This window comes from Thermofilum uzonense (genome assembly GCF_000993805.1).
Lineage (GTDB): Archaea > Thermoproteota > Thermoprotei > Thermofilales > Thermofilaceae > Thermofilum > Thermofilum uzonense.
The window spans coordinates 24,182-37,416 of record NZ_CP009961.1 but is presented as its reverse complement, the minus strand read 5'-3'; the positions used below and the strand labels follow the sequence as shown (position 1 = coordinate 37,416).

Genomic DNA, 13,235 nt, shown 5'->3' with positions numbered 1-13,235 from the left:
AGCTCATGTGAATATAAAAGCTTCGCCTGTAAAGGAGCCGAGTAACTATTAATAGAGGAATTAGAGAGTACATAACGGAAAAATTCATGAAGCTGAAAGATGTTCTCTTTACTGCTCCTGAGAATTTTGAACAATTATCAGAGATCCGAGAAGTTATGCGGGAAGCCTGGGGTATGCAAGACTACGGTGAAACGCTACCTGTACATGTCATGAAAGCGATAATGGATAACGGTGGCTTCCTAGAGGTTGCAATTCTGAACGGGAGAGTAATAGGATTCGCGGTAGGGTTTATTGGTTATTCCCTTGATTATGGCTACTATTTATACTCCCATATGCTTGGAGTCAGGAGAGAGTACAGGGGTAAAGATGTTGCTCTCATGATTAAACTAAGCCAGCGAGACTGGAGTATTAGAAGAGGTTATAGACTCGTTGTTTGGACGTACGACCCGCATCAAGGCTTAAATGCAAGGTTTAATTTCGGTAAGCTAGGGGTTATCTCTAGACAATTCCACGAAAACTATTATGGGGAGATTCGGGATGAGTTGAATACTGGGCTTCCAACTGACAGATTCAAGGTTGAATGGTGGGTTCTAAGCAAGCGAGTTGAGGACCGTCTCAATGGTCGTGATAAACCTCCAAGTTTTGATGATATAAAGGATGAGGCAACATTGGCCCTGGAGTCAAAGGCTGAAAGGGGATGCAGGATCCCCATAAGACACTCTCTAGAAAATTCTAATGAACTCGTACTTGTCGAGTTCCCAGGAGATATAAACGTACTACGCGCGTCGTGTCCAGAAAGCGCTTTGACCTGGAAGCTCATGTTCAGAGACGTAATTAAAGACCTACTGGCGAAGGGGTACATTATTGTTGAACATATTCCCTTGATAGAAGAAGAAAGAAGAAATTTCTACCTCGTGGTAAAGAGTAACATTGATGACTTGCTGGAGGGCGAGTATCCTTGGAAATAAGGAAAATTGATCTTTTCTTCTTAGAATTGAGGCTTTCTGAAGAGTTCAGAACAAGTTTCGGCTCATTACAGGCTAGACCCGTGGTGCTCGTTCGCGTTGAAGAAAAAGGAGGCGAGGAGGGATGGGGTGAACTTGTCGCAGAATGGGGTCCCTGGTATAGTTATGAAACATACGAGGTATCACTTCTGATGTTGAAAAAGTTTCTCATACCGATGCTCTTAGAGTCCAAGCTAGAGAAACCACATGATTTCAGGAAAATAGTTGCACGGGTTAGAGGTTACCCGATGGCGAAAACAGCGTTAGAGGAGGCATTAACCGACTTATATGCTCGTTTAAACGGCGTCTCAGTTTATAAACTACTAGGAGGGGCTAAAAGAGAAATTGTTTCGGGTGTTAGCATAGGAATCAAGCCTACTATAGATGAGCTCTTGAGAGAGATTCACTTGAGACTAGAGGAAGGATATGCTCGTATAAAGATAAAAGTCGAGCCAGGATTCGATGTTAGGCCCGTCGAAAGAATTAGGAATGAGCTTGGAGATATACCTTTACAGGTAGACGCGAATGGAGCATATGATCTGAGCTCCCTAAGGACGTTTCAGGAACTCGACAAATTTCAGCTCTTGATGATAGAGCAGCCCTTGCATTGGGACGACCTAATAGAACATAGTATACTCTCTAGGAAGATCTCAACCCCCATATGTTTAGATGAGAGCATCACGAACATGCAAGATCTAGTTTTAGGCTGGAGACTGGGCTCACTAGAAGTAGTAAACGTGAAGCCTGCTAGAGTGGGAGGTGTCTGGAATGCTAAGGAGATGCTCGAGCTTTCAGAAAAGCTTGGAATCGGTGCATGGATAGGGGGGATGCTGGAAACCGGTATAGGTAGATCCTTCCTGGTGGCTCTGGCCTCACACGAGTCCGTGAAATATCCTAACGATATCTCGGCCAGCAACAGATACTGGTTAGAAGATATTGTTGAGCCCCCCTGGACAATAACGTCCAAGGGGACAATGTATGTCCCTGATAAGAAAGGAATAGGAGTAGAAGTTTTATTTGATAAGATTGAGAGATACAGCCGGGAGAGATGGAGCACAGTGAAATAAATTGCAACTTGATTATAGCATGTAGAAAAGGACATGAGAAAGCAGTATTGAGGGATGTGATGGACCTATTATTTCCAAGTGATCCAAAGGTTAGGGGAAGTATTCTATCAAGCGGGAAGCTTTGCGTTGAGACAACACTAGACTTAAAGAGTCTCGGGAAGCTCTTTCGCCAGTATCCTATCAGAAACTTATTATCTATTCGTGCAGTTATAAGAAGCATAGAGTTTCCAGGCGACATAATAACTGGTATAAGGGAACTTCTAAAGCAGACGTGCAAGGATGCAGTAAGGTTTCGCAGAATTACGATAAAAATCAGAGCCAGCGAGGGGTGGAGACAGGAGTACTTTGCCCGTATTGCTGAAACCTTAAGAGAGTGTTACGGAGGGTATTTTGAGGGGGTTATCGAGAAAGAAGGTTCCCTTCTACTTTTAGAGATAAAAATCCCTTTAAAGTGAGGAAATGTAGCCTATTACCCTGAAAAGTAACACTTATCTTATAGATAAGCGATCATACTAGTACTCTCGATTTAGAGGTATCTTCATGGAGTTAGAGGGCTCTAAGTTTCCTCTGCGCAGGATAGTGCTAGATCACCGTAAGATGAGCAGCGAGTATGTACCATTATTTCTACCTCATCGCGAGGAAGAGTTGAGGGAAACACTGAGTTATTTTCAGACGATAATAAGGGGGGAGAAGGGCTTAACGAGAATCTTGATTTTCGATGGGCCAACAGGAACCGGAAAGACAGCACTTGCAAGGAGGATTTCGCTGGTTCTTAAAGAACAGGCCTCAGTTGGAAAGATACCTCCGATAATCACCAGTTACGTGAACGCTTATGAGCTTAGAACCAAGTTCATGATTTTCAGAAAGATAGGAGAGGATGCTGGCTTAAAATTTCCAAGAAAAGGTTTTTCAACCCATGAAATAATACAGTATACTATTCAATCGCTTCAGAGAGTTGATGCTAATTTATTACTAGTGGTAGACGAAACGGATGTTCTTATACGACAGGAGGAAGGTGAAGATGTTCTATATACGCTCACTCGTCTCCAGGAAGTGCTTCCAGAATCCAACATCAGCATTGGAATTATAGCGATCTTCAAAAACTTCCGTGTAAGCGTGGAAAATATTGCTAACGCCGGTGTTAGGAGCTCTCTATCTTCAAAGGTTGTGAGGTTTAACCCATATTCATCTAAACAGCTTAGGGATATACTCTGGTACCGTGTTGAAAAGGAGGGTGCCATAAGAGAGGAAGCTGTTAGCGAGGAAGTGATTGGAATGATATCCGATATTTTCGGTTATGAGGATGGACGGGGTTGGGGTGATGCAAGGATGGCTCTAAAGACTCTATATTATGCAGCTCTACGTGCCGAAAGTAATGACCGCGACCATATAATTCCTGAGGATGTTCGCGAAGTATTAAACCAGGGTATCCTGCCGACACCTTTTGATGAGGAAGAGATCACACGTTTACAATTACATGAAAAGCTTCTGCTGCTTGCAATCACGAACATCTTAATGCTTGAACGTGACAAGGCATACGTGAGCACGGGCGATGTAGAGTTCGAGTACGAAGATTTATGCAACGAGTATGACGTTAAGCCTTTAAAGCATACGAGTATCTGGGAAAAAATCCAGATACTGGAAAGCAAGGGACTCATAGACACTCGTGTCAGCACTAAAAGCGGGAAAGGTAGAACAACCCAGATAGCTATGCCTCAAGTACCAGAAACCAGGTACATAGGAATTAATAGAATCCCCCTTGAAATACTGCAAAAGGTTTTACGAGAGGCTATCAAGAGGGATATTGAAGCCTCTAAATCCCTTTAATATTCGAGAACATATTTCGCGTTTTCGTCCTCTATACCCAGCGATGAGAGTATCTTCATTGCGTAGTCTTTATCGTATGTGTATATCAGACGGATGTATGGAAGTATCTCCGACCTGAACATGGAGGTTGAGACATGCAAAAGAGTTGCTGCTCTCTTACTAGCCTGGATAAACTTCTCACGCTTTGTTTTTAAACGGGATAGAAGCCTAAGTTTCTCGGGGAAACTATATTTAACAAATTTAAACGGAGGTTTCTCCCGAACACCAGAAACACCGGCAGTTATTAGTTCCATTACGTAGGGCAGAAGAGCCCACATCTGTTTCCGCTTCATCCTGGAGAGGTTGACATCAGCTAGCGATAAAGCATCATATGCATCTGCAATTGCTCTAAGACTAGGTGAATACTGTGCTATAATGTTCTCGTTGAGCCACTCTATAAGCATCTCATAATCAAGAGAGGGCAATCTTGTGACTGACAAAGCTCCCTCAGGAGTCTTAGATGTTAAGACAATCCTAACTACCTCGAACATGTTTTCTTGGGCTGCTCTCTCGCCTAAAACCTGGAGATCTGCAAGAGTTATAGTGTCTTTTCCCATCGCTACGGATTGCAAATCGTTTATGGCTGCCCGTAGATCCCCTTTAGCGTTTTCAGCTATAGCAGATAAAACATCTCTATCACATGTTATCCCTTCCTTTGAACATATATCCCCTAAGACCCGCATGATATCTCTCTTGCCTATTTTTTTAAACTCGATCAACTTGCATAGATCCCGAAGATCCCTAAGCTTTGGATCCCAGGGGTCATTAGCTGTTAGAACCAGAGGATATGTAGTCGTGTTAATGAGCTCTATAAGTGCATCTAGCCCTCCAACGTCCTCTTTAGTCCAAACGCCGTCTACCTCGTCAATCAATATTATTTTACCGGTATGACCGTATACGGAGCGGGTTTGTAGTGCTGGATAGACCCTGCTAAAGATAGCTTCACGAGACCTAACGTCGCTGGCATTTATCTCGATAAGTTCCCAGTTGAACTCAGATGCTGTAGCATGAACAATGCTGGTTTTCCCACTCCCAGGAGGACCATAGAGAAGCGCAGCCTTTCGAGAAGGAGATCCCCTAACCCACGAGTTAATCCAGGCTATATACTCTTTTTTCGCCTCCTCATTGCCCACTACGTCAACTATCCTCTTAGGCCTGTATTTTTCAACCCAGGGTAGTTGTCGAGAAGAAGACATTACTTTCCTCCCGATCCCTTACCTTGAGAGTAAAGTGCAAGCTTCGAGAGCAACGCCATTAGCTGTATCTCGTCATCAGCCCCCTCCACGATGCGATAATTGGCCTCGGCGACAAGTGCTATGAGTTCAGCCATCGTGGCGTTGTCCGGCTTGATGGTTTTTCCAAGTGAGAAAATATCACGATGTATGTATCTCACTATATCTAAGCCTGAAAGCCCATAATTGTACAGTAGAACCCTTAGCTTTTCACGAGACGTTAGAAGGTCTCCTTTGAGTGCACTTTGAATCATCTCTTCAACCTCCTTAGGCCTAACCTTTCCAAGTGCTTCATAAACGACCTCGGCAGTGACATTCTTTGCTATTGCGCTAGCAGCCTGGAGGGTGTTTATAGCCTTTCGGAGGTCTCCCTGACTTTCCTCCCATATTACATCTAAAGCTTCCTCATCGACCTTAATCCCTTCCTTGGACGCGATAAATTTCAACCTATCGATGGCAGACCCTTTAGGCAGTGGCTGAAAACGGAAAACTGCACAGCGTGATTGGATCGGTTCTATTATCTTTGAAACATAATTCGCTATTAGAATGAATCTTGTATTACGGCTGAACAGCTCCATAGTTCTCCTCAAAGCCTGTTGGGCATCACTAGTCATATTGTCTGCCTCGTCCAGAATAACCAATTTAAACGGTATTTCTCCTATTGGAAGCGTTCTCGCATAATCCTTTATTCGACTTCTTATTACATCGATTCCCCTCTCGTCTGATGCGTTCAACTCTAGCGTGTTCTCCCGCCAATTCTCCCCATAAAGGTCATGCGCTAATGCCAATGCCGCGGTAGTCTTACCTGTACCAGGTGGACCACCGAATAAGAGATGCGGTAGGCTTTTAGTCTTGACGAATTCCTTTAAACGCTTAACGATCTCTTCTTGATCTACTATCTCATCCAAGGAGCGGGGTCTATACTTTTCAACCCATAACTCAGTGGAAGACATCTTAATACCCTTTATTTGAGGATAAACACGCAATTAAGCGTAGCGGACAAGAATATTCTAGCGTCTATCTGGAAGCCAACGCTATTCTCTCGATCTCTTCCTTCTTTCTAAGCGCATAACTGTTCGCATCTCCATAAGCGGCTGCTACAATCTCGTCGGCAAGACATTCCTCGATTGTTTTGGGATTGTTCATTGAGCATTGGCGAGCCCCTTCTGTTATAAACCTTAACGCCAAATCCACACGTCTTTGAGGAGAAACATCTACTGAAACATGGTATAAGATACCACCATAGATAACTCTTGTAGTCTCTTCGCGGGGGGAAGCATTTTCGATAGCCCAGACGAGAACCTGTATAGGATTCTTTCCAGTCTTTAGCTCAACGATCTGAAATGCCCTTTTCACGATATTAATTGCCAGCATTTTTTTCCCAGCGTTACGGCCGGGCCGCATCATCTCGTTTATCAAACGCTCTACGATCGACACATTAGCCTTGCCAAACCTTTTCTTGGCGTGACGCCCCTCGGAGTGAGGAATAAGAACAGGCTTCAATGAGATATACCTTCGAAGACTTTGATCCCTTATCTCGACTTCCTGTAAACTCCACTTCCCAAAGACTTTGATCTCCTCACCGCTGAGTGTCTTTAGAGTAGCTTCACCACTTCCCTCTGACATACTTCGATCACCTTGCAGAAACTCTTAATAAATATTTCTTTTTACAGCAACACCTAGCCCTTAACAACTGCTATTGGAACCATTCGTACAACTTTCTTTGCTATTCCCACAGCATCTGCCACGAGCACGACTCGATCCACATCTTTGTATGCGTCTGGAGCCTCCTCAGCCACAACCGCAAGACTGGCAGCTCTTACCACTATCCCCCTGTTTTCGAGCTCGTTTTTTATTTCCTGCCCGCGCACGCTTCGGCGCGCCTCAGCCCTGCTCTGCATACGGCCTGCCCCATGCGGTGAAGACCCGAAAGTCATCTCCATAGCCTTGGTTGTACCCACCAGAATGTAGCTGGCGGTCCCCATCGATCCAGGTATAAGCACGGGCTGACCGATCGATTTATAGTCTGCAGGTATCTCAGGGTGCCCCGGCGGAAAAGCCCTGGTCGCCCCTTTTCTATGCACGTAGACCTTCACTCTCTTTCCATCCACTACGTGTTCTTCCAACTTCGCAATGTTATGAGCTACGTCATAAATTATTCTTAGACCTAGTGCATCAGGGTCTCTCTTAAACACTGAGCGAAAACTCTCGCGAACCTGGTGAGTAATTATTTGTCTATTCGTCCATGCAAAATTGGCAGCTGCCTTCATCGCAGAGAAATATCTTTGGGCTTCATCGCTGGTGGCAGGAACGGACACTAACTCCCGGTCTGGGAGAGGAAGCTTATACTTGGGGATAAGCCTCTCCATAATCTTGAGGTAATCGCTGGCAACTTGGTGTCCTAATCCCCTGCTACCGGTGTGTATCATGACTGTTATTTGGCCCTCTCGCTCTATCCCTAAAACCTTGGCGATATCAGGGTCGTAGATCTTATCGACCTTTTGTACCTCTAGGAAATGATTACCGCTTCCTAGAGTTCCAAGTTGGTTCCTGCCTCTTTGTTTGGCTTCCCGTGAAACAGCATTTGCATCGGCTCCTTCCATATGGCCCCGCTCTTCTATATGTAATGGATCGTCTTTCCAGCCATAGCCGTGTGAGATAGCCCACGATACTCCTTCCTCCAGGACTTTATCTAACTCGGAGAAGCTTAATTCTAGACCACTTGTGCTTCCGAGACCTGATGGAACCTTTCTGAAGAGAGTCTCAGCTAACTCTCTAAGTCTAGGCCTGACTTCTTGCTCACTTAAATCTGTTCTAAGTACGCGAACACCACAGTTTATGTCGTAGCCAACGCCTCCCGGACTTAACACTCCTTCTTCAGAGTCAAAAGCGGCAACACCACCGATGGGAAATCCATATCCCTGATGGCCGTCAGGCAGTACAATAGAATATTTGTAGATGCCAGGGAGAAACGCAACATTTGCTACCTGTTCTAGGGTTAAATCCTCCTTCATTTTTGCAATCAGAACTTCATCCGCGATGACAAGCCCTGGGACACGCATCCCATGCTTGTAAGTGGGGGGTATTTCCCAGAGATATTCTGTTATCTTCCTTAATGGAGGAACCATAGAGATCCGTGTGAGAAAAAATCAAAAGTTTGTAATAAACCTTTTTATCCATTCATGATAAATTTATCTTTTGATGATAAAAATAATCGCAGAGAAATACCTTACAACAGAGGAACTTATCAGGATGAAGGAGACAAATGGACAGCTGAAAAAAGCATACCTAGCCTATGAGGAGGAGGGAGACGAGATCGAGGCCTGGACCAGAGTCGAGATTCCGATTACGGCTGCTAGAAGAATTTTAAGTAATAAGATGATGGAGCTCTTGTATGTCCTTCTCGAAAGAAAAGAGTATAGCATTTCAGAGTTAGCAAAAAACCTACATAGATCTGTCCCAAACGTTTATCGAGACCTTTCTTTCTTAGAACGCTACGGGCTTATAACCTACTTAGATAAGGGAAGGAAGAAAATCCCAGTCTTCCTTGCCCGTAAAATTATAGTCGAGTTTCATATGGAGAAGAACAAGTAACCTATAGCCGTGAATTAGATATCTACGACGTATTGAATAAACCACTTGCCATTTTCCGTCCATATTCTCATAAGGTGATATGTAGCCGCCTTTATGAGAACCCTTGATTCATGTTTCTCAGGATTATAAGTCTCGCCTAGCAGTGATACAAGAACCTGCTTTGAATCACCGGTTTCACTCAAAACAATCTTGTCAACCCTCGAGGCTAGAAAGGATGTTTCATCGAATAGTATTATGAGTGCTTCGATCAGGTTGTAGAGAAGGCTTTCAAGGTCGAAACCCGACGCCGTTACGGTCTGGTTCTGGAGAGGCTGTACTTTCGAGGTATCCGTCATCACCTCGTAGAAGCCCATTATGGCCGCTGCAAGGGCATCTTCGAAGGTGTAACCGCTGGCTTTTATCAAAACGTCAGCAGTGTGAGGCAGGATTTCAAACTCTCCCATCCTGCCACCCTGGAACCTTCAACTTTCTCTGACGAATCCATTCCAGGAGCCTCCCATCTATAAAAATCGGAGAGTTTTTGAGGTCTTCTAACGTAACTCCACCTGTTAGAAATATGGCTGTTCTAAGCTCCCTCAAGATTCTGCTTATAAACCTCTCAGCTTTCTCAACCCCTCCGTTGTATAGCTCCTTGAGAACTAATCTAGCAATACCCGCGAAGTCTGCGCCTAACCTGAGGGATTTGGCAACGTCAACGCCCGTTCTAATCCCCCCTGTTGCTATCAATAAGATGTCGGGCAAGACCTCTCTAACCTCTAGTATGCTGGCTGCTGTTGGGATCCCCCAGTTCGAGAATGTGCCGGCTGCCTCGAATAGCTCAGCGAGGCCGGCCGACCTTGCACGTAAACCCTCTATCACCGCAAAGGACGTTCCTCCAAGTCCACCGACATCTATTCCTTTCACGCCTGTATCCTTTAGTTTAGATGCTGATTCGCGTGAAACCCCTTCACCAGTCTGTTTCACTATTACTGGTACAGGAGCCTCACGCACAAAATACCTTAGCTTTTCAAGGAAACCCTTGAAGTCAGGCTCTCCTTCGGGCTGAAGGGACTCCTGGAGCGGATTTAAATGCACCGCGATTGCGTTTGCATCTATCATCTCTACCAGGTAGAGTATGTCCTCCTGATTAAGGCCTGTAGTTATCTGACTCATACCTATGTTTGCAATCACCGGGACTTCCGGGGCGTTTTCTCTTACGACAGTATAGGTGTGGGCCAATGAGCGGTCTTCAAGAGCTGCGCGCTGACTACCGACGCCAATAGGTATGTTAAACTTATGGGCAATCTGGGCGAGGGCTGAGTTGACCTTTTTTGCAAGCTCAGTGCCTCCGGTCATACCGCTTATAATAATAGGCGCGTCGACGATTACCCCGAAAAACTTTGTCTCAAGGGATACGTCGCTTAGGGAAGAATCGAGTATTGTTTGATGGATGAGCTTTACATGTTCAAACCATGTCGTTTCCCGTGCTGAGACGTCTTCGAGAACAGAGAGTATTATATGGCTATCCTTCCTAGAAGTGATCTTGAAATCCAAGCATACCACCTATGATCTGAAAGCCACTGAAAGATAGGCTACGACTTCGCTTTTGTCTCCTGTTATGTCTCCACTGTCGGCATACTTCAAAACATCTACTCTTCTGTGCCCTGTAAGCTTAGCCGTTTCCATAAGGGTCATAACTGGGCCATAACCGCACATCGATATATCTTCTTCGATAATGACTGAATAGAGTCCCTCTGAGTCCAGCGTCTTTATCTTCTCTATGGCTAACGCGTCTTTCTTAGAGGCTACTTTTGAGTCTACATAGTGGCTCATGTCAGAGCTTGCTACCAGGTAGAGTCTAAGCCCATGGTCACGCTTTACTTTCACTATGGCGTTTGCAATCCTGCGCGCAGCCTCTGGGGTTTGAAGCATCATAGAGATCGGCACTAGCTTAAACTCGTTCCCGAATACAAACTGTAGAAAAGGTATCTGTACTTCAATTGAATGTTCATACATGTGCGCTGCAAGATCAAACCGGAAGAGCGGCTCTATGCTTGTCAACTCTTTCATCAGCTCCATGTCCAGCGCAATTTCTCCGAGCGGCGTTAGCCAATACTCGTTTTCATCAAAAGCAACAGGTGCACCGAGAGCATGATGATTTGGACCAATCACAACGATAACGTCAGGAGCCCCGCCCTCGGCTAGAGCTAGGTATGAATGCGCTGCTACGTGGCCTGAATACACATAGCCCGCGTGTGGCGATATGACTCCTATAATATTCCCGGAAAACCCGGATGGCTTCGAGGGGAGCCTCTGGGGGCCAAGATGATGCAGAAAAGATTGCCTTATTGCCTCCTTTAATTCTTCAGGATCCTTAGGATAAAAATAGCCCGAGTGCGCCGGATATCTCCTGGAAGCCATTTGTATCTGATATGAGGAGTGGATGAGAATATAAAAATGTTAATGAGCCGGCCCCCGTGACGCAGCCTCCGGCTACACTACTTCGCCGGTTGTAAGAATCCTAGCCTCGAAATCAGACAGAGGAACTGCTAGCTCGCCAGTGGGAGGAATGTCTCCGCGTGCCCTTAGAACCTCTCGCGCAAGTAGCCAATAAATGAGGGCGAGAGCTTTCCTCCCTCTATTGTTTGTTGGTATAACGAGGTCAACGTTAGTTATAGGTGAGTCGCTATCACATAGAGCAATGACGGGAATGCCCACCATACCGGCTTCAATTATGGCCTGCTCATCTACCCTTGGGTCTGTCACGATCATTAAGTCGGCTTCAGTGTAGTGATCCAATGCTGGATTCGTAAAGGTTCCGGGTAAAACTCTCCCCACGATAGGTTTACAGCCAGTGACTCCACAGAACTTGCGTACAGGTCTAAAACCGTATTGTCTCCCGGATACGGCCACAACCCTGCTGGGTTCATATCGTGCAATAAAACGCGCTGCAATTCTTATCCTTTCATCGGTCTTTTTGACGTCTAGGAGATATAAGCCATCGGGTCTAGCTGCGTATATATACGGCTCCATGAACTTGCTCTTCATCCTAGTACCTATACGCACGCCTGCCGTTAAGTACATCTCAAGAGGGATTAGTAGTTCCCCCTCGGATATTTTCAACTCGTCTAGGCTCAAAGTCTACACCTCCCACTCCGAAAGCTAAATCTTAACGTACTGTTAATTTTTAAAGGTTTTGCACTTATCGTACGGTTTGACGGGAGCTTTCAGCGATCAAAAATGAAGGACTTTGACCATTCGGGAAGGTAGTTAGCAAACAGCTGGATGATTTATGTTCCCAGATAAGGTAAAAAATAAATATTCACCAGTAACTCTTATGGGTGCAGGGCCCGTCGTCTAGTGGCTAGTACAGGGTTAACCTGTAGCTTCGATGCCACCCTGACATGGGGGAGATCCTTCAGAGCGGTGGTGGTCCCGGGTTCAAATCCCGGCGGGCCCACTCGGAGTTTTAGCGAGTATACGCTGAGCACCGAGATAATACAAAGAGAATAAGGAGGAATAAAATTTCACTCCAGAAATATTATTGAAAGCACGGATCTAGGGAAACCCAAAACTTTACTTATCATGTTTGCGTTGAACCGTTGACTTGGACAATCGAATAATACTAGAACAGGTCTTCTCGTATAGTATTCTATATGAATCGCTTGAAGTAATAGAGCGGCCGTTATATCGTCTGGGGGACAAGAAATAACATTGACCATACTCTCCCCAGATTTACTCAAGCCTCGGTAGTTTCTCAAAACATAATCAACAGCCTTGTATACTGTCGCTCTTTGCTTGTCGGGAATCTCCATAGTTAGAGTATAATACATTTCCGATAAGCCTGTAGCTTTGTTCTCTTGTTTGACATGGCTAATTATTTTTTCGAGAAGCGGATCAATTTCCGTAAGAATCCCCCTAAAAGCCTTAGCAATAGCTTCTTCTGAAAGTTGGAGAGAGGTATTTGATTCTAGCTCATCTGAAAAAACTAATAAGGCTAGTCCTCTTTTGTAGGCAAATCCAAAGATCTCTGCGCGTAACTTGGCCCTGTCTTCATGGGACGTGATAACAAGAATAGTAGGCCTTTGGGTGGCTTCATAAAGTGTGGACAAGAGCTTACTTCTATGCCTCATATATCTCTTTATTTTAATAAAATAAAAAGAAGTATAAAAAACAGTGTAATTTTTGAATAGAGAAGGAGTAACATCTGTAGTGAGTAAACTTTTTAACTACTCCTCCATGTGAAGTTTTGGTGGAAACTTAGTGTTGTTTCCGGTACGATGCTTTACATGTGGCAGCTTGATTGGTGATAAATGGTACGAATTTGCTTCACGTGTCAAAAATGGGGAAGATCCCGAGAAAGTTTTAAACGACCTAGGAGTAAAGAGGTATTGCTGCCGTAGAATGTTTCTATCCCACGTAGACCTGGTCGACCGAATCCTAGAATATGAAAGAATTGAAGAGATATACCTGACTTATACTAGATGATCTAA

15 protein-coding genes and 1 tRNA gene are annotated in these 13,235 nt (G+C 44.8%); 7 read left to right on the top strand and 9 right to left on the bottom strand.

The annotated features are described in order from the left end of the window. Window positions 1–86 precede the first annotated feature (86 nt). From MA03_RS00215 to MA03_RS00200, 4 genes are all read left to right on the top strand, one after another. On the top strand, window positions 87–968 hold the full coding sequence (locus tag MA03_RS00215; protein ID WP_052883347.1) for a GNAT family N-acetyltransferase: 882 nt from the start codon (window positions 87–89) through the stop codon (window positions 966–968). Continuing rightward, window positions 959–2,071 carry an o-succinylbenzoate synthase gene (menC, locus tag MA03_RS00210; protein WP_052883346.1) on the top strand — a complete coding sequence of 371 codons (1,113 nt, stop codon included), beginning with the start codon at window positions 959–961 and terminating at the stop codon, window positions 2,069–2,071. The genes MA03_RS00215 and menC overlap by 10 nt, the downstream gene beginning before the upstream one ends. Further along, a complete protein-coding gene (locus tag MA03_RS00205; RefSeq protein WP_052883345.1) occupies window positions 2,053–2,526 on the top strand; it encodes a hypothetical protein in 474 nt (157 codons plus the stop codon). Before menC ends, MA03_RS00205 begins: the two co-directional genes overlap by 19 nt. A gap of 85 nt (window positions 2,527–2,611) precedes the next feature. Beyond that, complete coding sequence (locus MA03_RS00200; protein WP_052883344.1) at window positions 2,612–3,898, top strand: Cdc6/Cdc18 family protein; 1,287 nt, start codon at window positions 2,612–2,614, stop codon at window positions 3,896–3,898. On the opposite strand, the gene MA03_RS00195 is transcribed toward MA03_RS00200, so the two are convergent. From MA03_RS00195 to MA03_RS00180, 4 genes are all read right to left on the bottom strand, one after another. Further along, complete coding sequence (locus MA03_RS00195; protein WP_052883343.1) at window positions 3,895–5,133, bottom strand: replication factor C large subunit; 1,239 nt, start codon at window positions 5,131–5,133, stop codon at window positions 3,895–3,897. The two genes, MA03_RS00200 and MA03_RS00195, sit on opposite strands and share 4 nt — an antisense overlap. After that, window positions 5,133–6,122, bottom strand: a complete 990-nt coding sequence (locus tag MA03_RS00190) for a replication factor C small subunit (RefSeq protein WP_052883342.1) — start codon at window positions 6,120–6,122, stop codon at window positions 5,133–5,135. Before MA03_RS00190 ends, MA03_RS00195 begins: the two co-directional genes overlap by 1 nt. A gap of 64 nt (window positions 6,123–6,186) precedes the next feature. Beyond that, window positions 6,187–6,795, bottom strand: a complete 609-nt coding sequence (locus tag MA03_RS00185) for a 30S ribosomal protein S7 (protein ID WP_052883341.1) — start codon at window positions 6,793–6,795, stop codon at window positions 6,187–6,189. Between the two features lie 53 nt (window positions 6,796–6,848). After that, window positions 6,849–8,297, bottom strand: a complete 1,449-nt coding sequence (locus MA03_RS00180; protein WP_052883340.1) for an RtcB family protein — start codon at window positions 8,295–8,297, stop codon at window positions 6,849–6,851. 73 nt (window positions 8,298–8,370) lie between these two features. Between MA03_RS00180 and MA03_RS00175 the strand changes: the two genes are divergently transcribed. After that, window positions 8,371–8,763: an HVO_A0114 family putative DNA-binding protein gene (locus tag MA03_RS00175; RefSeq protein ID WP_052883339.1), complete on the top strand. Its 393-nt coding sequence runs from the start codon at window positions 8,371–8,373 to the stop codon at window positions 8,761–8,763. A 14-nt stretch (window positions 8,764–8,777) separates the two neighbouring features. On the opposite strand, the gene MA03_RS00170 is transcribed toward MA03_RS00175, so the two are convergent. From MA03_RS00170 to rpsB, 4 genes are all read right to left on the bottom strand, one after another. Beyond that, window positions 8,778–9,206 (bottom strand): archease, encoded by a 429-nt coding sequence (locus MA03_RS00170; protein WP_052883338.1) that lies wholly within the window; start codon window positions 9,204–9,206, stop codon window positions 8,778–8,780. Then, window positions 9,193–10,296, bottom strand: coding sequence for a type 2 isopentenyl-diphosphate Delta-isomerase (gene fni / locus MA03_RS00165; protein WP_191118591.1), 1,104 nt, complete (start codon window positions 10,294–10,296; stop codon window positions 9,193–9,195). The genes MA03_RS00170 and fni overlap by 14 nt, the downstream gene beginning before the upstream one ends. A 9-nt stretch (window positions 10,297–10,305) precedes the next feature. Next, on the bottom strand, window positions 10,306–11,163 hold the full coding sequence (gene amrB, locus MA03_RS00160) for an AmmeMemoRadiSam system protein B (protein ID WP_052883336.1): 858 nt from the start codon (window positions 11,161–11,163) through the stop codon (window positions 10,306–10,308). A gap of 72 nt (window positions 11,164–11,235) precedes the next feature. After that, window positions 11,236–11,880: a 30S ribosomal protein S2 gene (gene rpsB / locus MA03_RS00155; protein WP_191118590.1), complete on the bottom strand. Its 645-nt coding sequence runs from the start codon at window positions 11,878–11,880 to the stop codon at window positions 11,236–11,238. 208 nt (window positions 11,881–12,088) lie between these two features. Between rpsB and MA03_RS00150 the strand changes: the two genes are divergently transcribed. Next, a tRNA-Val gene (locus MA03_RS00150) sits at window positions 12,089–12,202 on the top strand. Between the two features lie 67 nt (window positions 12,203–12,269). On the opposite strand, the gene MA03_RS00145 is transcribed toward MA03_RS00150, so the two are convergent. After that, window positions 12,270–12,875, bottom strand: a complete 606-nt coding sequence (locus tag MA03_RS00145) for a hypothetical protein (protein ID WP_052883335.1) — start codon at window positions 12,873–12,875, stop codon at window positions 12,270–12,272. 130 nt (window positions 12,876–13,005) lie between these two features. Between MA03_RS00145 and MA03_RS08505 the strand changes: the two genes are divergently transcribed. Further along, window positions 13,006–13,230: a DNA-directed RNA polymerase subunit N gene (locus MA03_RS08505; protein WP_191118589.1), complete on the top strand. Its 225-nt coding sequence runs from the start codon at window positions 13,006–13,008 to the stop codon at window positions 13,228–13,230. Window positions 13,231–13,235 lie beyond the last annotated feature (5 nt).

Bases quoted from the DNA above. Each gene is read 5' to 3' on its own strand.
- MA03_RS00215 (WP_052883347.1), top strand. From the start codon at position 87: ATGAAGCTGAAAGATGTTCTCTTTACTGCTCCTGAGAATTTTGAACAA.
- MA03_RS00205 (WP_052883345.1), top strand. From the start codon at position 2,053: ATGGAGCACAGTGAAATAAATTGCAACTTGATTATAGCATGTAGAAAA.
- MA03_RS00200 (WP_052883344.1), top strand. From the start codon at position 2,612: ATGGAGTTAGAGGGCTCTAAGTTTCCTCTGCGCAGGATAGTGCTAGAT.
- MA03_RS00195 (WP_052883343.1), bottom strand. From the start codon at position 5,133: ATGTCTTCTTCTCGACAACTACCCTGGGTTGAAAAATACAGGCCTAAG.
- MA03_RS00190 (WP_052883342.1), bottom strand. From the start codon at position 6,122: ATGTCTTCCACTGAGTTATGGGTTGAAAAGTATAGACCCCGCTCCTTG.
- MA03_RS00185 (WP_052883341.1), bottom strand. From the start codon at position 6,795: ATGTCAGAGGGAAGTGGTGAAGCTACTCTAAAGACACTCAGCGGTGAG.
- MA03_RS00180 (WP_052883340.1), bottom strand. From the start codon at position 8,297: ATGGTTCCTCCATTAAGGAAGATAACAGAATATCTCTGGGAAATACCC.
- MA03_RS00175 (WP_052883339.1), top strand. From the start codon at position 8,371: ATGATAAAAATAATCGCAGAGAAATACCTTACAACAGAGGAACTTATC.
- MA03_RS00170 (WP_052883338.1), bottom strand. From the start codon at position 9,206: ATGGGAGAGTTTGAAATCCTGCCTCACACTGCTGACGTTTTGATAAAA.
- amrB (WP_052883336.1), bottom strand. From the start codon at position 11,163: ATGGCTTCCAGGAGATATCCGGCGCACTCGGGCTATTTTTATCCTAAG.
- MA03_RS00145 (WP_052883335.1), bottom strand. From the start codon at position 12,875: ATGAGGCATAGAAGTAAGCTCTTGTCCACACTTTATGAAGCCACCCAA.